Annotated in this window: 29 protein-coding genes, 1 tRNA gene and 1 pseudogene; 19 read left to right on the top strand and 12 right to left on the bottom strand. The window is 55.3% G+C overall.

The window, feature by feature from the left end:
- The first annotated feature begins 5 nt into the window (after positions 1-5).
- Together KUA11_RS00160 and KUA11_RS00155 are read left to right on the top strand one after the other, a co-directional pair.
- Positions 6-284: a hypothetical protein gene (locus tag KUA11_RS00160; protein WP_217408677.1), complete on the top strand. Its 279-nt coding sequence runs from the start codon at positions 6-8 to the stop codon at positions 282-284.
- Positions 229-615, top strand: a complete 387-nt coding sequence (locus KUA11_RS00155) for a hypothetical protein (RefSeq protein ID WP_217408676.1) — start codon at positions 229-231, stop codon at positions 613-615. Before KUA11_RS00160 ends, KUA11_RS00155 begins: the two co-directional genes overlap by 56 nt.
- Here the strand turns inward: KUA11_RS00155 and KUA11_RS00150 are convergent.
- On the bottom strand, positions 579-1,073 hold the full coding sequence (locus KUA11_RS00150; RefSeq protein ID WP_217408675.1) for a hypothetical protein: 495 nt from the start codon (positions 1,071-1,073) through the stop codon (positions 579-581). The genes KUA11_RS00155 and KUA11_RS00150 overlap by 37 nt on opposite strands.
- A 335-nt stretch (positions 1,074-1,408) precedes the next feature.
- On the opposite strand from KUA11_RS00150, the gene KUA11_RS00140 reads away from it, so the two are divergent.
- From KUA11_RS00140 to KUA11_RS00115, 6 genes are all read left to right on the top strand, one after another.
- Positions 1,409-1,681, top strand: coding sequence for a helix-turn-helix domain-containing protein (locus tag KUA11_RS00140; protein ID WP_217408673.1), 273 nt, complete (start codon positions 1,409-1,411; stop codon positions 1,679-1,681).
- 1 nt (position 1,682) lies between these two features.
- On the top strand, positions 1,683-2,042 hold the full coding sequence (locus tag KUA11_RS00135) for a hypothetical protein (protein ID WP_217408672.1): 360 nt from the start codon (positions 1,683-1,685) through the stop codon (positions 2,040-2,042).
- 195 nt (positions 2,043-2,237) lie between these two features.
- Positions 2,238-2,609 carry a hypothetical protein gene (locus KUA11_RS00130; RefSeq protein ID WP_217408671.1) on the top strand — a complete coding sequence of 124 codons (372 nt, stop codon included), beginning with the start codon at positions 2,238-2,240 and terminating at the stop codon, positions 2,607-2,609.
- Positions 2,606-2,998, top strand: a complete 393-nt coding sequence (locus KUA11_RS00125) for a hypothetical protein (RefSeq protein ID WP_217408670.1) — start codon at positions 2,606-2,608, stop codon at positions 2,996-2,998. The genes KUA11_RS00130 and KUA11_RS00125 overlap by 4 nt, the downstream gene beginning before the upstream one ends.
- Positions 2,995-3,213: a hypothetical protein gene (locus KUA11_RS00120; protein ID WP_217408669.1), complete on the top strand. Its 219-nt coding sequence runs from the start codon at positions 2,995-2,997 to the stop codon at positions 3,211-3,213. Before KUA11_RS00125 ends, KUA11_RS00120 begins: the two co-directional genes overlap by 4 nt.
- A gap of 141 nt (positions 3,214-3,354) precedes the next feature.
- Complete coding sequence (locus tag KUA11_RS00115) at positions 3,355-3,903, top strand: hypothetical protein (RefSeq protein ID WP_217408668.1); 549 nt, start codon at positions 3,355-3,357, stop codon at positions 3,901-3,903.
- Here KUA11_RS00115 and KUA11_RS00110 read toward each other — a convergent pair.
- A complete protein-coding gene (locus KUA11_RS00110; protein ID WP_217408667.1) occupies positions 3,884-4,111 on the bottom strand; it encodes a hypothetical protein in 228 nt (75 codons plus the stop codon). The genes KUA11_RS00115 and KUA11_RS00110 overlap by 20 nt on opposite strands.
- An 87-nt stretch (positions 4,112-4,198) precedes the next feature.
- Between KUA11_RS00110 and KUA11_RS00105 the strand changes: the two genes are divergently transcribed.
- The 8 genes and pseudogenes from KUA11_RS00105 (at position 4,199) to KUA11_RS00070 (ending at position 7,191) form a co-directional block, all read left to right on the top strand.
- Positions 4,199-4,435, top strand: coding sequence for a hypothetical protein (locus KUA11_RS00105; RefSeq protein WP_217408666.1), 237 nt, complete (start codon positions 4,199-4,201; stop codon positions 4,433-4,435).
- A 5-nt stretch (positions 4,436-4,440) separates the two neighbouring features.
- The gene (locus KUA11_RS00100) at positions 4,441-4,731 is read left to right on the top strand and encodes a hypothetical protein (RefSeq protein WP_217408665.1); all 291 of its coding nucleotides are present in this window, start codon (positions 4,441-4,443) and stop codon (positions 4,729-4,731) included.
- The gene (locus tag KUA11_RS00095; protein ID WP_217408664.1) at positions 4,728-4,955 is read left to right on the top strand and encodes a hypothetical protein; all 228 of its coding nucleotides are present in this window, start codon (positions 4,728-4,730) and stop codon (positions 4,953-4,955) included. The genes KUA11_RS00100 and KUA11_RS00095 overlap by 4 nt, the downstream gene beginning before the upstream one ends.
- Positions 4,952-5,209, top strand: coding sequence for a hypothetical protein (locus KUA11_RS00090; RefSeq protein WP_217408663.1), 258 nt, complete (start codon positions 4,952-4,954; stop codon positions 5,207-5,209). The genes KUA11_RS00095 and KUA11_RS00090 overlap by 4 nt, the downstream gene beginning before the upstream one ends.
- On the top strand, positions 5,206-5,637 hold the full coding sequence (locus KUA11_RS00085; RefSeq protein WP_217408662.1) for a hypothetical protein: 432 nt from the start codon (positions 5,206-5,208) through the stop codon (positions 5,635-5,637). Before KUA11_RS00090 ends, KUA11_RS00085 begins: the two co-directional genes overlap by 4 nt.
- Positions 5,613-5,957, top strand: coding sequence for a hypothetical protein (locus tag KUA11_RS00080; RefSeq protein ID WP_217408661.1), 345 nt, complete (start codon positions 5,613-5,615; stop codon positions 5,955-5,957). Before KUA11_RS00085 ends, KUA11_RS00080 begins: the two co-directional genes overlap by 25 nt.
- Positions 5,906-6,130: pseudogene (locus KUA11_RS17765) on the top strand (helix-turn-helix domain-containing protein); the annotation flags it as partial. The gene KUA11_RS00080 and the pseudogene KUA11_RS17765, both read left to right, overlap by 52 nt.
- A 14-nt stretch (positions 6,131-6,144) precedes the next feature.
- Complete coding sequence (locus KUA11_RS00070) at positions 6,145-7,191, top strand: tyrosine-type recombinase/integrase (protein ID WP_368040889.1); 1,047 nt, start codon at positions 6,145-6,147, stop codon at positions 7,189-7,191.
- Positions 7,192-7,254: 63 nt separating this feature from the next.
- Here KUA11_RS00070 and KUA11_RS00065 read toward each other — a convergent pair.
- Positions 7,255-7,330 (bottom strand) — tRNA-Glu (locus KUA11_RS00065).
- An 80-nt stretch (positions 7,331-7,410) separates the two neighbouring features.
- Positions 7,411-8,466 (bottom strand): OmpA family protein, encoded by a 1,056-nt coding sequence (locus KUA11_RS00060; RefSeq protein WP_217408658.1) that lies wholly within the window; start codon positions 8,464-8,466, stop codon positions 7,411-7,413.
- 142 nt (positions 8,467-8,608) lie between these two features.
- Here KUA11_RS00060 and KUA11_RS00055 point away from each other — a divergent pair, with 142 nt between their 5' ends.
- Together KUA11_RS00055 and KUA11_RS00050 are read left to right on the top strand one after the other, a co-directional pair.
- Positions 8,609-9,295 carry an ATP-dependent Clp protease proteolytic subunit gene (locus tag KUA11_RS00055; RefSeq protein ID WP_194303362.1) on the top strand — a complete coding sequence of 229 codons (687 nt, stop codon included), beginning with the start codon at positions 8,609-8,611 and terminating at the stop codon, positions 9,293-9,295.
- Between the two features lie 103 nt (positions 9,296-9,398).
- Positions 9,399-10,418 carry a ferritin-like domain-containing protein gene (locus tag KUA11_RS00050; protein ID WP_217408657.1) on the top strand — a complete coding sequence of 340 codons (1,020 nt, stop codon included), beginning with the start codon at positions 9,399-9,401 and terminating at the stop codon, positions 10,416-10,418.
- A gap of 79 nt (positions 10,419-10,497) precedes the next feature.
- Here KUA11_RS00050 and KUA11_RS00045 read toward each other — a convergent pair whose 3' ends face one another.
- From KUA11_RS00045 to KUA11_RS00010, 8 genes are all read right to left on the bottom strand, one after another.
- The gene (locus KUA11_RS00045; RefSeq protein WP_217408656.1) at positions 10,498-11,661 is read right to left on the bottom strand and encodes a serine hydrolase domain-containing protein; all 1,164 of its coding nucleotides are present in this window, start codon (positions 11,659-11,661) and stop codon (positions 10,498-10,500) included.
- 17 nt (positions 11,662-11,678) lie between these two features.
- Positions 11,679-12,485, bottom strand: a complete 807-nt coding sequence (locus tag KUA11_RS00040) for an NAD kinase (RefSeq protein ID WP_217408869.1) — start codon at positions 12,483-12,485, stop codon at positions 11,679-11,681.
- 94 nt (positions 12,486-12,579) lie between these two features.
- Positions 12,580-13,494, bottom strand: a complete 915-nt coding sequence (locus KUA11_RS00035; RefSeq protein ID WP_254454579.1) for an AAA family ATPase — start codon at positions 13,492-13,494, stop codon at positions 12,580-12,582.
- Between the two features lie 11 nt (positions 13,495-13,505).
- Complete coding sequence (locus KUA11_RS00030; protein WP_217408655.1) at positions 13,506-14,633, bottom strand: flagellar biosynthesis protein FlhF; 1,128 nt, start codon at positions 14,631-14,633, stop codon at positions 13,506-13,508.
- A 43-nt stretch (positions 14,634-14,676) separates the two neighbouring features.
- Positions 14,677-16,833, bottom strand: a complete 2,157-nt coding sequence (gene flhA / locus KUA11_RS00025) for a flagellar biosynthesis protein FlhA (RefSeq protein WP_217408654.1) — start codon at positions 16,831-16,833, stop codon at positions 14,677-14,679.
- The gene (locus tag KUA11_RS00020; RefSeq protein WP_217408653.1) at positions 16,830-18,167 is read right to left on the bottom strand and encodes a sigma-54 dependent transcriptional regulator; all 1,338 of its coding nucleotides are present in this window, start codon (positions 18,165-18,167) and stop codon (positions 16,830-16,832) included. The genes flhA and KUA11_RS00020 overlap by 4 nt, the downstream gene beginning before the upstream one ends.
- A 12-nt stretch (positions 18,168-18,179) precedes the next feature.
- A complete protein-coding gene (fliN, locus tag KUA11_RS00015; RefSeq protein ID WP_217408652.1) occupies positions 18,180-18,503 on the bottom strand; it encodes a flagellar motor switch protein FliN in 324 nt (107 codons plus the stop codon).
- Positions 18,500-18,991 (bottom strand): FliH/SctL family protein, encoded by a 492-nt coding sequence (locus KUA11_RS00010; RefSeq protein ID WP_217408651.1) that lies wholly within the window; start codon positions 18,989-18,991, stop codon positions 18,500-18,502. The genes fliN and KUA11_RS00010 overlap by 4 nt, the downstream gene beginning before the upstream one ends.
- On the opposite strand from KUA11_RS00010, the gene KUA11_RS00005 reads away from it, so the two are divergent.
- The coding region (locus tag KUA11_RS00005; protein ID WP_368040903.1) for a FliG C-terminal domain-containing protein at positions 18,953-19,119 on the top strand (167 nt) is incomplete at its 3' end. The two genes, KUA11_RS00010 and KUA11_RS00005, sit on opposite strands and share 39 nt — an antisense overlap.

Genomic DNA, 19,119 nt, shown 5'->3' with positions numbered 1-19,119 from the left:
ATTCTATGAACCGAACGGATCGCGAACTTTTGGAAGCACGCATCGACACGCTTGAATATCGCGTCCAGACGCTGTCACGAATGGTGGCCATGCTGCTCGCCCACGATGACAACGGCCTATTTGATGAGGCGCGTGATCTCATGAGCGAAACGTCTTCCCAGTCATTCCGCCAGATGAACACCAACCTGCGTTCGGCTGGGCATGACCATATGCTCGGCACTCTTGCAGATGATCTTGAAGATGCAATTTATCGGCGTCGCCGATCGGGAACGCATGGACAGTGATTACACTTCCTTTTTTGATCACCCGGCGCTTATCGAGCGTTTTTCGACCGTTTACCCGAACTCGACCCTCGGAAACGAACCGTTCGGCACCGGCAGTCGAGGAGACATCGGGAGAGTCTCCAAGAACTTCACGGATCTCGCCAGAATAGGGTGCCCACCATTTCACCATAACTTTGTTTTCGGCGCGGCGAGCCTCCCGCAATTTGTCGAGTATGCGTGCTTGCTCGCGATTTCTTTGACGCTCTCGCTCCGCCACCGCCGCAAGTTCCTGTTGCACAGTGCGTCGTTGATCGCTCATGCCGCGGCGTCTCCTGTTGCACACCGCTCCTGAAAGACCTCAACCTCAAGCGCTCTCTCTGTGAGGCTATCTTTCCAGTCGCGAACTTCGTCATCAGCGACAGCCGTCAGAGAGACGTCACTATTTGGAGTGCCATTCGATGACTGATCAGCTTCCATCCATGACGCTAAAACTTCTGTCCGTACGTCGCGAAGGCGAAGGCATCTCAGACGGGCAAGCAGAAGTAAAAATACGTCTGACTGGATGCGATGGACGCATTCCGTGGTCAGGAACTCTGAAAGTCCAAGTTCCTGAAACGCTGATTGCACAACATCTTCCACAGGGAGTGCCTGGGCTTGCTTCGAAAGTCTTTGAAGCAGTTGCTGCGAGCTATCTGATCCTAAGGCAAGCAGGCCAGCGTCCTCAGGACGAGTGATCAGAAAGCCAAGCTCCACAGCCGTCGAGCGCAGAACCTCAAGCGCCAGCTCGGGGGGCAGTTCATGATCGATCATGCCGCGGCTCCCTCGGGTTGTCCGGGTGTGATGGCTGGAGGTTCAGCGGATGGAGAGGGACCGAAGATGTCGGGGCGAACGTCTTCCGGGGTAATTCCAAAAATCGCACAAACATCGGCGACCCGGCCCACTGAAACTTTCCTTTTCCCACAGCGCCACAGTCGTACGGTTTCAAGCGAAACGTTTAGGCGCCTTGCCGCATCCTGTGGGACAACGCTTCCCTGGGAAATTCTACGATTAATCGCGTTCATGAGAGTGGTATCCAACAAAACGTTGGATTTTGCAACGACATAATGTCCCGTGAAATTAGCATGCAACTAGGCACACACTTCAGCATGGCAAGAGCGACGAAGATTCCTGCATCCGATGTGCGTGCTCAGTTTTCTGCGAGGCTGAGAATGTTGCGGCATGCCTTTGGTCAGGAAACCGGAAATCCCGGTATCACTCAAAAAGAATTTGCCGAACTGCTTGGCATTGAACCGGAAAGATATGGGACTTATGAAAGAGGCATTCGTGAGCCGCCTTTAAGTGTTTTGGCGTCTATTCGGCGTGTAACAGGTGTAAATCTCAACGGACTTATTGCAGGCGATATAGACAAGGCGGCATAAAATGATATTCGCAAAAGATTGTGGCGTTGTATTTAATACACATACAGAAGATTTTGTTGTTGACCTTAAAGAAAACCTGCCTGTTGACTGTGATAAATATCCAAGTTCATTGTTTTTTTCACCAGATGATCCGTTTGAAAAAGATCCTGATGCATATGCAGCACTTAAAGCACAGAGTGTGGCTCTTCATCTGATTATAAGTTATGATTTTGATAAAAGAAAAGTACATGACGCGTTTATGAAAATCGCCGAATACGCGTATTTTTCTCGCGTTGATGACGGGCATATTTATACGGAAGAATTTAATAGCATACGGAATGAGGCCGCCGAGCGCAAAAGTAAATTTTGGCAACATATGTAGTTACCGACGCCACTTCGTTTCTTGCGGTGTTCGGTGTTGTCATGGCGCGGAATCGTGTCGTCATGCAGCCAAAGTGAGTGCAGGTCATACAACCAAAATGAACACATGTAGAACGCAATCCAACGTTTTGGTGTTTACATACCCAACAAAATGTTGGATGTGTTCCTCCATCACCCCACGTGATGGAGACCCAACGTGCTCAACAAAAGCTCAGACACCCCGTCGCAGCACCCGAACGACGAACAGGCCGCTCTGGTCGCCGCAGTTCATACACTTATCGCCAGCGGCGATAGGCTCGTTGACTGCATCGAGCTGCTGCGAGCCGCTAACGAGTGGCTCACCAAAGAAAACACCGACCTGAAAGCCCAGCTTGCCAAACTTTCGGCAAAGCCTTCGCACGAATGGAAATTCGGAGACTGGGTTCCGACCCCTGGTCTCGGCGTGGTGTTTGTAACGGGCGAACATGATCGGGACGGCCGAAGGTTTGTCCGTGATCGGTCTGGCGAGTGCTTTCATGTTCGCACTGAGACGCTCACCTACATCTCCAGTCTGGAGTATCCGGTATGAGCGCCAAGCCGCGTTACACGCTGGCCTACGGGATAGTCTTCTGCGAATTCCGCGACAACGATCCACCGTTCCCGATGGCGCAGGCCGTCCTCTCGCTTGCGTCTACCGTCGCTCGCCGCGCTGAGGAGATTGCTACCGAGGCGAGCGGTGCTCAGACCGCGCATGACGGCCCTAACCATGGGGAGAGCCAGGTCCGTGAGGGGATAAACTTCGCGCAGAGCATGTTCGAGGATATCGCCCTCAACATCGGCACTCGATCTCCCTACGAGATGCCGACCGACCGTCTGTTGCGCCTGCGCTTCGTCGCGGACGAACTCATCGCTCATCGCGTCGCGCTTGAGATCGTCGCAGGCAATGTCGAGATCGATCGCCCAGGACCGGCATCATGACCACTCCAACACCCGAAACAGTCCGGACACTGAAAGCGTCAATGCATCGACTGCAGGCGCAGGCAGCGTTGTTGGAAGTAATGGCCCAGCTTCTGCGAGCCGGCCGTTACGACGAAAATGCGCGATGCCAGATCCTGATCGCGTCCGGTTCGTGCGTGAACGCCATACGGGACGAAGAAGAGGCTGTCGCACTCCAGCAGGGAGGGGCGGTGTGAGCGCAACTGATACAGACATGAGGATTGCCGATGTCCAAGCGACCAATGCGCCCGGCTCGACGGTCCATAGCACCCACAATTCCGAGGGGCCGTGCTACAAACGCTCATCCGTACGCTCCAGAAAATCAGAAGTCTTCACGCATGACCGACCCAGCTGCCCCACCATTAGAAATAGACGTCGGAGCGTGTGGGGAAGATTTTCCGCTATGGGCAACGCGAGAGGCGGTGAAATCTGCCGAAGCCTGTCTCGCGGAAACGCAATCATCTCGCGAAAGTCTCGTAAAAACAGTCACATCGGTTATTGGTTGGTGCCTGCCAATATCAGTGGTTTTGGTGAGCGCACCTCTTTCTTCTTTGTTGTCAGTTCCCATGAAAACTGCGGCAATTATCGGTCTGGCTGGCTGCGTCTCGTCCATGTGTGTGGGTGTTTATGTAATCTGCGTCAGAACGTGGGCGCATGCGGGCATACTTCCGGCAGATTGGGAAGTGTTAATTACGGACTATTCTGGGCGTTTTACAGAGATTTCGGTTCTTACTGGACGCTTGAAGTCGCTGGAACAGGGAATAGCCGACAACAAGCGGCATCTCCGAAAAATGGGGAAATGCAGCCGGCTGTCGGTCTGTATTCTGATCACAACACCGGTTGTGGCGGTGCTGGGTGGCTTTATGGTCAAAATTTTCGGCCGGTAAGTCCTCGTAGGGTGCCTGAGATCTGGCGCGCTAATTTAGTCGCCTCACGGACGCTTTCAGAAGAAGGATTGACGACGTCGCCAATCGTTAACGGCGGTATGTTGGCGCCCTTATCGGATGTATCTTGCCGAAAAAGCGGGATTTCACCGAAATTTGGCGGTCTTCTTTCCGAAGCTGGTTTTTCGTTTTGGTTTTTCTCGTCAGACATAGGTTTCCTCATTGCTGGAGTTCACACCGCAATGATGGAAGCGGCCGGGGCGGCTGACAATTGTCGCTCCGGCATGCGGGGTGCGTCATGAGCCCGCTTGAAGCAATTCGACGCTGCCCGTGCCCGGACCAGGCTTTGGTCAATCTGACGGGACAGTTTTTATCCCTTGCAGATGCCTTTGAAGAGGCCGCGCAGGACTGTCGAACACGTAATTTCATTCCGGCGTCTGAGGCTTGGCTGAATGTTGCGCGGTGCTTCCGCGATCAGGCCGCCATCCTCAAACGCCACATCAGCCCCGTCGATGTCGACGTGTGGGCGGAGTAACACACATGCAGATTTCTCCTGGTTTTACGTTCGCTTCTCATACGCGCATCGAGAAGCGCAATCGTCCCGTGACAGTTCGCGATCCATCTGGGCGCCGGCAGGCTTTTGCGGAACCGATGGCAGGCCGTGAAGTCGCCATCAAGACGATCTCGGGTCGCACGATTGAGCATGTCATCATGCTGGATAGTGGCATGGAACTGACATGCCCGCCGACATGGGTCAGTGCGGCTCCGCATGTGCCGGTTCCGAGCCGGGCGTGGCATCCTTACTGCATTACGGGAGGCGCTGCGTCATGAGATCGCCTCATCTGACGCCAAGATCCGGAATTGATCCGCTCCTGGTTGGCGTGTGGGCCTCGATTTTGCTTCTGAGCGCGATGGTCTGGGGACTTGCCTTTGAGATGGGCCGGGATCTGGGCGCTGTTATCTGGAGCTATGTGCTCGGGCTGCATTTCAACGCGATCGTCGTCGTCCTGATGGCGCTGATGGTTCTGGTACTGGTCGAGAAGGGGCGGTCATGAGCAAGAGAGATTGCGACACCCTCGCGTTACAGATCCAAACGCTGATGGCGGGGCACAACGTGGTAAATGGCATCGCGGCGCTAACACACTGTCTGAATCTGGCGCTCGCCACCGCTAGTCCAGATCTTGGAAGTATGCACGCCAACATCAATGCTATTCCAGGAACCATGCATAGAGATGCGAAGGAAGTCTTCGATTATATCAAGTGCATGCGTGCAGAGCGGGGCGCCGCGCTCCCGATGAGGAACGCATGACCCCGACGCCAGAAATGATCGAGGCGGCGGCGATCGCAATGGCCAACTTCGATGCTTCATTGGTTGGAGTTCCAACACTTCAATCGGTGACTGATTTTCGGTTTGATAAAGACCGTGGTGAATACACAAGAAGAGCGGAATCTGCCCTAAAATCCGCCTTTGGCGCGATGTGGCGGCCGATCCGTGACGCACCGAAAACCGGAACTCGGATTCTCGTGTGGTGTGGGGATTTCTATTCTGTCGCATGGTGGGATTCTGCGCATGAAACGGACGACGGCCGGCGAGGGATTTGGACTGACGGTGGCGTAGCCAGTTGGGGATACGAAGAAATCCGCGAGATACATCTAGTTTGTTTTGCCCACCTGACTGGGTTCGATGGATCGACCGCGGGAGAGAGGTTGCAATGCCCCGCTACCACCTCTCCCTAACGCCGATCGACAATGGGCTTTACAGCGCGATGCTCATGGACACGGCCATGAGATGGCCAATTGGCTTCCGCAGTTGTCGTCGCACACGCATCGAGGGCCGAGCTGCCATCGTCGGGTCCAGCACGGATGGATTGCCGGGCTGGGAACTGACGGTGAGGTCGGCAGGCGAAGGAATGTTCCAAGCCGATGCAACGGACGGCCGCGACTGGACGATCCGGTTCCCGGAATGCGTTCTCGAGCAGGATGACGCCGGCAAGCGAATCGAGGGATGGGCGGAAGAGGCCGAGATCATCGAAGAGAAGAAAGGAGAGGCAGCGTGAAGGGAAGTATAGATGGCCCGATTTCTGATCGACTTCTGACAGTTGATCGGGCGGCAGAAATGATGAGTCTTCATCCTCAGACTTTGCGCAAATATGCGCGATGCGGTGCAATTGCTTCCTATCGCCTTGGGCGACGCAGTATCCGCTTTCGCGCCAGTGATATCACCGCTTTTATTGAGAAACACCTGTGCCCCGCAAAAGACCAGAATATCCGTTCCTCGAACTTTATCGCGGCAAGTGGTGTATCGTCTGGTACGAAGGCGAACAGCGCAAGAGAAGCTCTACGGGACATTCGGATGAAAAACGCGCTCGCCGGGATCTAGCCGACTTCGAGCGCGCAATGCTTTCCTGCCGGCAGGAATACACGGTAGGTGAAGCACTTGAGCGCTACATCAAGGTTAGAATGGGCAAGGTGGAAGCGCTTACACGATTACAGGAAGCTTCAATCCCTCTCCATGAAGGCCTTGGCCATCTTCGTGTCGATCAGGTTGGACAGGATCGTTGGGATGAATATGCCGCGACACGCTATCGCAAAAGGAATCCGCGCAGCGCACCGGATAAGCCGCATGAGCTGGTGCGCGTGGCAGACGGAACACTGCGGCGAGAGTTCAACGTGCTGCGTGCGGCCCTTAGGCAGGCTTGGAAAGATGGCCGGCTGGCAAAGCCTCCAGCACTTACGGCACCACGAGACAGCGCACCCCGCGATCGCTATCTGACGAAAGGTGAGGCGAGGAAATTGCTGGAGGCCGCGGAAACACCGCATGTGAAGGTTTTCGTGGCCGTGGCCATGTTCACCGGAGCGCGAAAAGGATCAATCCTTTCGTTGACCTGGGACCGGGTCAATTTTCAGACCGGCATGATAGACTTTCAAGAGCCTGGACGACATCTGACAGCTAAGCGTCGATCAATCGTTCCCATGACAAATCGCCTCAGAGAAATTCTGGAGGAAGCATTTCGGATGCGTGAGTGCGATTATGTCATCCAGTTCAACGGACGGCCCGTGCCGTGCGGTCTGCGCTGGTCGTTTAAGAAACTCTGCGAGCGCGCAGGTCTATCGTGGACACCGACCCCGCATCATCTGAAACATTCGATCGCGTCGTGGTTCGCGATGGACAAGGTTCCGATTGACCAAGCGGCCGACTGGCTGGCCACAGATCCGCAGACCCTCAGAAAGGTCTACCGCAAGTTCGATCCTGAATATCTGAAAGGCGTCGCGTCCTCTCTGAATTTCTGACGGTAGATGTTCAGCTGAACATCAAAGAAACTCAGAGGAAAAGCCAAAAGCCATTAAAATCAATGGCGTCCCGTACGGGATTCGAACCCGTGTTGCCGCCGTGAAAGGGCGGTGTCCTAGGCCTCTAGACGAACGGGACAGAGGCGAGGCGGTGATTACCCCGAGGGGATAGGAGCGTCAAGGGCCAGAAATAAAAAACTTTTCTTCAGCAAATTTTTCTTAGCCCTTGGTGCTCACGCGCGCGCCCGGTCCAAAAGCCGAGCTGCTGATGTGCAGTATTGAAGCCGGCACACCGCGCTGTGTCAGCGCAGCAGAAAGCGTGCGGGCACGAAGTAGGCCAAGTTGCACAGCCTGCGCTTGGTCGGCCGGATCCATCGAAGTCGTCTCGCCACTACAGTGCAGATAGAAGAGGGCGTTGCCACGAGATTGTACGAGTTTGTCGAGAGCAGCATCCTGTCCGGGGGCGAGTTGATCCGACTGAGGCAGGAAAGTGATGATGGTCCCCTCGGGAGTAGAAAGATCGTAATCAGGTTTTACAGGATCTTTCAGATTGGCATCCGAGGGGACAGCAAAGCCTGCAATGGAAGGAGCGGCGGGTGGCGCACTCGGAACGTCTGGCAAAGGCCCTTCTACTTCCGTTGCGACCTTGGGCGCATTGCCTCGAAATTCTGGCATCGCAATTTCGGGTTCGTCCGGTGTTTTAGAAGACTTGGAACCTGTAGGCGCAACGACAGGGGACGGTGGGGAGGCCGCTACAGGTGATGGACTTGTGGAAGAAGAGGTTGGTTCGGGCGAATCCGCAGCGTCGAGGACTGCCCCCATCGCTCCGTCAGGCAAGGGCGAAGCGGGCTGGCCGTTTTCTCCGGGTTTCCCTGGCGTTGCAGGAGTGGCCGTCTTGGCTTGCACTGGCGGAGGAGGGATGTCCGGCGTGAGTGTGCCGTTTCGGACGGCCATCCGCTGCGCAAAATTACGCGATTGTAGCAGGTTGTTGGTGATGTCCTGCCGCAACTCGGGTGAGGGCAGTTCGGGCGCTGTCGTGGGTGTCAGACCCACACGTGGGTAAGGCCCGTTCACTCCGGGTGGTGGCGGGCGCTGCGTGGCGATGAGGCCGCCTTCCTGCCGGTGGTACCAGTCCACGGTTGAATCGATGATGTCATGGTGATTCTGACAGCCGGTCAGGAGCAGCACAGGCAAGGTGAGCGCACCCAAACGTAGTCTTGATCCCCAGAGAATGAGGACGGATCGGATATCAGGGTGTGAGGCGGAGACGGTCATTTCTTGGTTCTTACCGGGGCGTAGGTTTTCTGGCGAGAGTTCCTATATATCCTTCATCATTAAACCCCCTCTTGGCATCGGAAGCCCGGCAGCGCAGGATGGGGTGTGAAATTGTACAACCTAAAGTAAGGAGGCTCGCCTCATGGGCGCCACCCGCATCATGGACGATGTCACCGCCGGGCAGATCCGATTCGATGACGAGCCGGATACCCCTGACATTCCGGCCCCTGAAGGTCCGGAGCAGGAAGAGCCGGATGAGAATAAAACCCTCTCCTCGCCAATCGGTGAGCTTGAGAAGCGCCTGTTCGATCAGCGCAAGGTGCTGATTTTCGGTGGCATCAATGACAAGATCGCGCGTGATGTGACGGGACGTCTGCTGGCGCTGGCAGGCACGTCCGACAAGCCGATCGATGTTTATGTCAACTCCCCCGGTGGTCATGTGGAGAGTGGAGACACGATCCACGATATGATCCGCTTTGTGGATTCCATTGCTCCGATCAACATGATCGGCACGGGGTGGGTCGCCTCCGCCGGTGCGCTTATCTTTGCGGCCGGACATAAGGATCGCCGTTTCTGTCTGCCCAATACGCGGTTCCTGCTCCATCAACCGATGGGCGGCGTGCGTGGGCCGGCGACGGATATCGACATCGAGGCACGTGAAATCGTCAAGATGCGGGAGCGTCTTAACCGTCTTTTCGCGCGTGAGACGGGGCAGTCCTACGAAAAGATTTGCAAGGACACGGACCGCAACTACTGGATGTCGGCCGAGGAAGGGATTTCTTACGGCCTTGTGACACGGATCATTTCGCGCCCCTCCGACATCCACTAACGCGGAGGTTGTCCATGCCTGTGACTGGTATGGAGCCGATCCATCCTCTGGATGCGGGCCGCTTTTCCGCGGGCCCGCGTCTCCAACATGGGTTACGTGGAATATGACCGCGCTTGCCGATATCTACACGAAGCTTCCCGATAGCATTGACGACCTTCCGCCGCCGCCAAGCGAAGAAGCCGTCAAGGAAGCCGATTACCGCTCCCGCCACTGGAGTTCGTCCATTCCGGGACCGCTGCGTCCTGGGTCTCCCGAGCACAAGCAGGCCGTGGCGGCGATGTTCCGGGAGACGTTCAATCCTTATCGTCCATCCGTCATCAACTGGCCCAAACTGCCGCCCGATGTTCTCAAACGTGTAACGTCTCTGCCGATCTGGGACATTGCCGTGCAGACGGAAGGGAAGGCACGTCTGCGCATGGCGGCCTATGCCCGGCTGGTGCAGGATCCTGACATGAAGGACGCCATCTCGCGCAATGCGTGGGAGGAAAACCGTCACAAGGAGGTTCTGAGCAAGCTCGTCGAGGCGTATGGGATTCCGATGGCGCCGGAGCCTCCCTACGTCGAGCCCAAGGATGTCGAGTGGGCCTATCTGGTCACCGGTTTCTCGGAATGTGTGGACAGCTTCTTCGCGTTTGGCATGTTCAAAGTTGCACAGACGTCGGGTTTCTTCCCAGCCGAACTGATCGAGACATTCGAACCCGTGATGCAGGAAGAATGTCGGCACATCCTTCTCTTCGCCAACTGGCTGGCCTGGTATCGTGCGGTGATGCCAGCGTGGAAACGTCCGTGGTTTGAACTGAAGGTGCTCGCTGTCTGGGCATTCCTCATTTACGAGCGTCTGGGGCTTGCCGTGTCGGTGGACGCTGATGGGCAGGAACACACGCAGGACAACAATTTCACAGTCAATGGCACCAAAGAGATGACCAATCAGGACATCACTTTGGCTGACTTCATGCAGATATGTGAGATGGAAAACGCCAAGCGCTTTGCTGGGTATGATGCTCGTCTTGTGCGTCCAAAGCTTGCCCCCAATATCGCGCGCTTCATTTTGTGGGCGCTACGTCTGGTGGGACGCAAGCCGCGTCTGGCGTCCGAGATTGAGGCTATTCCCTCAGTCGCCTGATTTGATGTGTTGTGATGGCTCCCGGCAGGACCTTGCGTCTGCCGGGATGTTTTTTGTTATGGCTAACGAGTTACAGAAATCAGGTCGATAAAAGAGCCCGTGCCGCCGCAGTCGCGATGTCCCGGCGTAACTGGACAATGGCTTTGCCATGAATATCCAGCGGGTGCACGCGGTTGGTGAGGATCAGCACGAAGCTGTCGCTTGTCGGGTCCATCCAGAGTGATGTGCCGGTATAGCCTGTGTGTCCAAAGGAGCCGATGGGAAAGACATCGCCTCGGGGTGTTGAGTAATGAGTGGCAATATCCCATCCCAGCCCGCGAACATCGCGTGAGTCCACCGGTGATTGGGGTGAGGTCATGAGGCGTACTGTATCCGACCTGAGCGGGTAGAGACTTGGTCTATTGGCTCGACGCGCCAGCAGATTGGCGGCATAACCAGTCATATCGTCCGCCGTTGAAAACAATCCGGCATGTCCGGCCACGCCGCCCATTCTACGGGCTGTCGGATCGTGTACGACGCCACGCAACGGCACATGGTGTTCGTCATACTGAGTAGGGGCGATCAGGGCGCGCAGGGTAGGCGAGGGCATGAAGCCGGATTGCGACATGCCGAGCGGGGTCAGGATATGCTCTTGCGCATAGCCGTCCAGCGATTGATTGCTGAATGCTTCCACTAACAGCCCAAGCACAATGTAATTGATGTCACTGTATACGAAGCGCGTTCCCGGAGTTTGCGTAGGCGTGCTTGTCATGGCGCGTTGGATGGCGCTTTCCTTGCCATTCCAAGGCGTGGAAAGATCCAGATCCGGCGGAAGACCGGAAAAATGTGTGAGCAATTGCCGAATGGTGATGGCTTCCTTGCCACGACAGCCAAAGGCAGGAAGATAGCGCGCCACCGGGTCGTCCAGTTGGAACAGTCCTTTTTCCCAGAATTGCATGAGAGCAGGTGCAGTGATGGTGGCCTTTGTCAGTGAGGCCATGTCGAAATGCGTGTCCCATGTCATGGGTTCCACATTGGGTTCTATTGCGCGGTGGCCAGCCACAAAGCGATGAACGATTTTCCCTTCATGTCCGATTGCGACCACGGCACCCGGTATGTCCTTCCGAGCGATAGCCTCGTCAACCAAACGATCTACAGCCATGAACGAAGAGATGCGTATGGAGGGTGTTGCGCAGGCGGCCAGCCCCGAGAAGCTGCAGAGAAGCGTCCCTTGAAGGCGGTTTAGAAGGGTCCGGCGATACATGAATGCGTATCCTGCGATCAGGCTGAGAACTGTTCGGTGATGATGCGTTCTGACAACGTTTGTCCTTGATCGAACAGCACCATGACAGAGCGCTCGCGATTTTCCTGCACAGTCACTTCCACTACATCGCGGATTTCGGTAGAATCCGCCACAGCAGCTACAGGGCGCTTTTCTTTCTCAAGGATCGTGAAGGTCACGATGGCTGTGGAAGGAAGGAGAGCGCCACGCCAGCGGCGCGGACGAAAGGCGCTGATGGGCGTGAGGGGAAGCAAATTACCGGACAGCGGCACGATGGGACCGTGAGCTGAAAGGTTGTAGGCCGTGGAGCCAGCGGGAGTAGCAATAAGAACGCCATCGCAGATCAGTTCCGGCATGCGTTCACGTCTGTCGATATCGATGCGAATCTTGGCTGCCTGACGGGTCTGTCGAAAAAGGAAAACGTCATTGAGCGCATCTTCCTCATGAATCGAACCATCTTCGCAGGTCGCTCGCATGTGGAGCGGATGAAGGATGGCGCTTTGGCTTTGTTTCAGGCGTTTTTGCAGACCGTCCTCGTCGAAAGGATTCATGAGAAATCCGACAGACCCGCAATTGAGGCCATAAACCGGCACGTCATGATCCATCATGCTTCTGAGCGTCTCAAGCATGAAGCCATCTCCGCCTAGGCAGACGACCACTTCGGCGTCGGCTGGAGCGCAATTGCCGTACCGACTGACCAGACGTTCCAGCCCTGTTCGGGCAGTAGGTGTAGGAGCCGCTACAAATGCCAGTTTGCTGGGCGGTCCGGAATCGATCCATGGGGAGTCGGAGATGTCGCTGCTCATCCTATCGCCTGTATCGTTGACGCCGTTGTTACGCCAGAGTTCATGAATGGGCAGCGAGCGATAATCCTGCACGGTTCGTGCTGGTGGAGACGTATCAGTTCACGAGTGCGGGGAAGGTATCGGCGACAAGTTGGTGAGCGACACGAAGAACATCGGTTGCCGTATTGGAGGTGGGCAAAGTGCCGAGGAAGGAGCTTTGACGGCGAATCATTTCCGACACACGTCGATCTTTTCGCACGACGCCAGCCAGATGGGGCGAAAAGCTCAGGAAGCGTTTGCAGGACTGGTTCAATATATCGAAAGTCGCTTGCCCCGAACGATTTCCCGAGGCCTGATTGATAACGATCCAGGCATTTGGGATCGTGTGTCCATCCTGCCGCCGATCGCGAACTGCCAGTTTGAGCACAGCGTAGGCATCGGTGAGGGCGGTCGGTTCCTCGGTGGTCACAACCAGAAGCGTATCGGCGGCGGCGGCAATCATTCGCGAACTCCAGTCTATGCCTGCGCATAAATCCAGAAGAATCACATCATAACCGCTAAGGTCACGAATCTGCTCCAGCAGGGACCGTAGGGAGTCGGGTTGCAGAAGCCTCAGGGTGGAAGACCCTGAATGGCCGGGCAATACATCTATGCAGTTTGTCGAATGGGCACCATCATTGTGAAGTTTGACAGGAACGATGGCTTCTTCGATCGGGATTTCGCGTCGCAGCACATGTGTAAGGTCGTATTTGTGGTGAAGTCCGAGTTGGACATCCACATTTCCCAGCCCGAAATCGCAATCGACGATCAGGACGCGCTGTTGTGTGTCGTTGGAAGCGAGCGCGTGAGCAAGGGTGATGGAAAACCACGTTTTGCCCACGCCGCCTTTTCCTGAGGCAATCGCTACAACATGTGGAGTCGAAACCTGTTTGGGAGCGGAAGCCGTAGTCAGTGGCGTCGGAACTTGATGTCGCTGCATAAGAGCGCGTGTATAGGGCCGGGGAACCGAGGGAAAAGTCGCCTTGTTCATGGAATCTTCTTTCATGTCACAGGCATTGCTTTTGATTCGGCCACGTTCGCTCGTGCAATCGTTGTGGCAAAGGATGGAAAGGTGTCTGTTCGGGGAGGATGCGTAACAGAGGTGAGCTTCTGAACCGGAGAAGGTGGTCGTGATGAGGAAGACGAAGCGAGAGAAGTCTCTATTGAGACAGGAGTGGCGTTATCCGAGGTGGATCCTGTACTGTTGTCGGGGAAGGCTAAGCGACAAGACAGACGCTGTGCCAGCCGTTGCGGAGTAAGGCGTACCAGACCACCGGCGACTGCATCGCTGATACCGGCTTCTGTTAAAACAAGTCCGCAGGCTGCAGCAGTGAGAATGTTTCCGATACGTCGGGCCTGATCCAGACGGGTGGCAATCATCATGTGCGTGTTTGCCTTGCAGAATACTTCTGCAATGTCCGCCGTTTCCTCTGTGTCGTGCGCTGCGGGCAATGTAAGACATAACTGGGCACGGGTTGCGGCCACAAGTTCCAGAAGAACAGCATGGGTTTCCGGATCGTAAGGATCGACCGCGGCTGTATCGATCAGGACCGGTTGACCGTTTTGCCGCTGGCTAAGCGCTCTTTTGAGGGTGCGGGTATCGTGAGCCGCGATGAGAGGAATGCCGAGACGGCGCGTATGGACCGCCAGTTGTTCGATCCCGCCTCCCTTTTCACGATCAGTGGTAATGACAAGTGGTGTTATGCCTGAGAGCACCAGGCGGCTGGCAAGCCGGGCGACTGAGAGGGTTTTGCCTGATCCGGCAGGCCCTACCAGCGCGAGAGGGGATTTGCCCGGAGCGAATGAAAAGGAGCCAAAACGCACCAATCGGGAAAGGGCAACGCTACATGGATCCGCCAGCAGTTCATCAATGAGTACGTCCGGAATGCGGTGCCACACCAATGTTTCTCGGTCGAACATGCCTTCGGTAAGGGGGCGTTCGACAATTGATGAAGAGGCTTTTTGGGGGGGGACTGTTTGCTGAGCATTGGAAGGATCCGCTGCCGCAATTAATTCCACGCCCGTTGGCGTAACACGTTCTGAAAGAATGAGAGCTGCTTCCCCCAGTGCGGCGCGAACCTGGCGGACGGCATCCTGAATGGAAGGACCAGTGAAAGTTCTCAGTTTCATGACTTTTTCCGAAAATACGTCGTGTGATTATCCTTCCTGAAACTTACTGAATGGTTGCAACGGTACGAATTCGGGCGCGCGGAGCGATTTCGCTCTGGGCCAAAACAGGGGTGGCTGGACGAAGCCGTTCCATAATGGCGTGCATCGCACCCCGGATGCTGCCGTTTACAACAAGGACAGGAGACTCACCCTGTGAGGAGACCTGATCCAGAACGGCCCGCAGGCGTGTAATGAAATCGTTGAGTTTGCTGGGAGCCATGGCCAACTGGCGATCTTCCGGCGGCCCGACCATACTGTCCATGAATACGGCTTCCCAGTTTGGTCCGAGCGCCACAATGGGAATGTAGCCTTCGGGGCCGGTCAATGAGGCGCTGATCTGACGGCAAAGGCGTGTGCGTACATGGGCGACAATCTGTGGGACCGCGCGCAGGCCCTGACCGCAGCCTTCCTGTATGCCTTCGAGAATTGTCGGCAAATCACGGATCGATACCCGTTCAGCAAGGAGGGCCTGCAGAACGCGCTGCACTGCTCCGAGCGATATTTGGGATGGGATGAGATCGGACGCCAGTTTTTGCTGGTCACGAGGCATTTCATCGAGGAGTTTCTGTGTTTCAGCATAAGTCAGTAATTCAGAAAGATTTTCGCGGACCAGTTCGCTCAGATGAGTAACCATCACACTGGCCGGATCGACCACCGTATAGTTCGCAAACGTGGCTTTTTCCCGCAGGCTGGTGTCCACCCACATAGCTTGAAGTCCGAAGGCTGGCTCTTTGGTAACTTCGCCTTCAAGAATAGGAAGACCGCCTTGGGGATTCATGACCAGAAGATGATTGGGCCGCACCTCGCCTGAGCCGACTTCGATTTCCTTGATGCGCACTGAATACTGATCCGGTTTGAGCTGCAGATTGTCCTGTATTCGTACGGGGGGAAGGATAAAGCCCATTTCACTGGCAATTGTGCGACGCAGGATGCGGATCTGTTCGGTAAGTTGAGGAGACTCTCCGCTGGCGAGCCCCAGCAGACTAAAGCCGAGTTCCAGACGGATCATGTCGATGCGCAATGAATCCGTTATCGGCGGTTCGGAATTGGTTGGCGCTGCGACGGTGGTCGTCGCCTCTTCCTCTTCATCATTGGAAAGGGGGCGTTCGTGTCGTGCCCATGCTGCGGCCCCTGCCAGTCCCGCCAGTCCAAGAAAAGGAAGTGCGGGTAGTCCCGGCATAAGAGCCATAACAGCGGCGATCCCGGCTGCCAGTGAAAGAGGTTTCGGACTTCCTCCCAATTGGCGGATCAACGTGGCGTCTGCGGCTCCTTCCGTTCCGCCTTTTGTCACGACAATGCCGGCAGCCGTGGAGACGAGGAGCGCCGGAATCTGAGAAACAAGACCGTCACCGATGGTGAGTGTCGTGAAGGCTGAGGCCGCATCGGCCAGAGGCATGCCATGCCGAACAACACCGATCGTCAGGCCACCGATAATGTTGATCGCTGTGATGATGATACTCGCGATGGCATCTCCACGCACGAATTTCGCAGCGCCGTCCATGGAGCCATAGAAGCCGCTTTCCTCTTCCAGTTCCCGCCGTCTGCGTCGGGCAATCTTGTCCGAAATGGCGCCGGAAGCCAGTTCGGCGTCAATGGCCATCTGTTTTCCCGGCATGGCGTCCAGAGAGAAACGGGCAGCAACTTCTGCTATACGTCCAGAACCTTTTGTGATGACCATGAAGTTCACGACGAGCAGAATGGAAAAAAGAATGCCGCCGATGACGACATCTCCTCCCATCAGAAAACCACCGAACGCTGCGACCACATGTCCTGCTGCGTAAACACCTTCATTGCCATGGCCGAGAATGAGCCGTGTCGTGGCGACTTCGAGAGAGAGGCGTAGAAGGGTCGTGAGAAGCAACAGTGTGGGAAAAGAGGTGAAATCAAGAGGGCGCTGGAGGAACAGAGCTACCATCAGGATTAGAACAGATGCCGTGATGGAAAGAGCCAATCCGACATCCAACACCATGGTTGGAAGAGGGAGAACAAGAATGGACAGAAGGACGGCAACGCCCATCGCCAGTCCCACATCGGAGCCCGGTAGAAACTGACGCCAACCGCCATGTCGCAGAGAGCGAATATCGAAAGATTTCAGGGACGCGATGCGGCGCGCGAAAGAGTTACGCGTGGCATTCACCGGTGACTTGGCTGTTTCACTCATTGCGGCGTGGCCAGTCCATGCGTGGGAGGCGGCACGGTTACGCCCCGATCGGTATAATCTCTCAGCTTGTTGCGCAAGGTGCGTATGGAAATGCCAAGAAGAGAGGCGGCATGGGTCCGGTTGCCCTCAGTGTGGCTAAGAGTGTCAAGAATCAGGGCCTGTTCAACCTCTTCCATCTTATGTCCTACCCATGGAGAGCGTTCGGCTGTTTCTGTGGAGGCAGAAGAATCTGGAATGGTCGCAAGTGGAAGATCGAAAGCTTCGATACTGATCTCCGATCCTGTAGCCATTACGACAGCACGATGAACCGCATTTTCCAGTTCGCGAACATTTCCACGCCATCTGCAATGTTCAAGATTTTGCATGGCGTCATTGGAAATGGGACGTTGAGGAAGGCCATTGATGATGCTGTAGTGACGGGCAAAATGGGTGGCGAGGAATGGGATGTCCTGCGGTCTGTTGCGTAGCGGCGGCAGAAGTAGAGACACGACGTTTAACCGGAAATAAAGATCTTCTCGGAAGCGACCCGCTTCTACTTCCATCGGCAAATCGCGATTGGAGGTGGCAATGAGTCGGACATTTACCGGAACAGGGGTATTGCCGCCGAGACGATCGATTTCTCGCTCCTGAATGGCTCTGAGAAGTTTGGCCTGTAGCCGAATATCCATCTCGCTGATTTCATCGAGCAGGAGCGTGCCCCCATTTGCAGCTTCGAAACGTCCGATCCGTCGGGCTGTAGCGCCGCTGAAGGCGCCACGCTCGTGACCGAACAGTTCGGATTCTACAAGTGTTTCCGGTAAGGCAGCACAATTTAGTGCCACGAAAGGACCATTGGCACGCTGAGATGTTTCGTGAATATGTCGAGCCATTACTTCCTTACCTGTTCCTGATTCCCCAGTGATCAGGACGGATGCATCGGATGAGGCAATACGCTCGGCTTTTGCGACAATATTTCTCATCGCCGGATCAACAGCACAAAGAGGTGATGTGTCGTCGCTGGCGTTTTGGATGAAAGCGGCAATGATGTCAGGGTCTGGCGGTAATGGAATGTAGTCCTCAGCTCCGCTCTCAATGGCTTTGGCTGCCAGAACAGGGTCTTCCGGACCGCAGGCGAGAACTGAAATCGCAATACGTTCGCGTCGCAAGGACGCTACCAGCGATGCGATATTCGTTTCGGGGCTACAAATTATGAGTTTGTGATCTCCCTGCTCGCATACGCGTACGATGGCCTGCGCGTCTGTTTCGACGTGATCGACGCGCGCGCCACGTTCCAGCACGATAGAGGCAGCTTTTCCCAACTCACCGGACAGGGTGCCGACAATCAGAACCCGCATTGTATGTGTGCCTTAAACTGCTTTTTCTGATTTGATGATTTCTGTCATTGTCACGCCAAGGCGGCTTTCATCGACCATCACGACTTCGCCACGTGCGATCAGACGATTATTGACATAAATATCAATTGGTTCCCCGACCTTCCGGTCAAGTTCGACAACAGCACCACGTCCTAGTTTCAGCAGTTGACTGACCTGCATGGTGCTACGTCCCAGAACCGCACTCACCGTGACCGGTATATCGTAAACAGCTTCAATCCCATGGAGAGGAGCAGCGTTTGATGGTTCGGCGGCGTCTTCGAACTGGTTGAGATCGTCAACGGTTGCTTGAGTGCTCATGAGGCGGATCCTGTTGAGAGACTGGTAGTGGTATTTGTGGAGAGTGCCATAAGAATGGTTTCAGAAAGATCGCCAAGATTGCGTTTAAGTTCTCCATCGGGCCATTTCATTTCGAAATCGCTCTTTTGCACTGCGGTATCTGGTTCGATAATAAGCCAGGATCTGTCGACGGAACTCTGTGAGGAAAGTTCTTCCTCCAGAATTTCGACGTTGTGCGGATGTAGACGGAGCACGACACGGAAATCGCCTGTAAATAAAGGAAGTATTTCCTGAAGCAATGTGGCAGAGCAAAACGTATTATCATGTTCTGGCCATTGTGGAAAAGCCGATACTGCTGTCGAAATCAGGGTTGAAGCGAGGGTTTCGGCATAATTTTTTAGTCGCGCCCCCATTTGTGTGCGGATATCGCTAAGAGCTTCATTTATTATCCGCAGTAGATCGGTTTTTTCTTGTTCTGCTTGCTCTTTCTTTTCCTGTTCAACCTGCATTCGCGTGCGGGAAAAATCCTTCAGGATGAGATCACATCACTGGGCCCCGTAAGAATCAAGGACGTAGACGCAGCGCAGGCAGAAATCGTATCCACTATCAAGGAATTAGCCAATCAGGGCGAGATCGA

This window comes from Acetobacter estunensis (assembly GCF_019083805.1).
In the GTDB taxonomy this organism is placed as follows: Bacteria; Pseudomonadota; Alphaproteobacteria; order Acetobacterales; family Acetobacteraceae; genus Acetobacter; species Acetobacter estunensis_A.
Note: the sequence above shows the minus strand (reverse complement) of the source record. Positions and strands in the feature narration are given on the sequence as shown.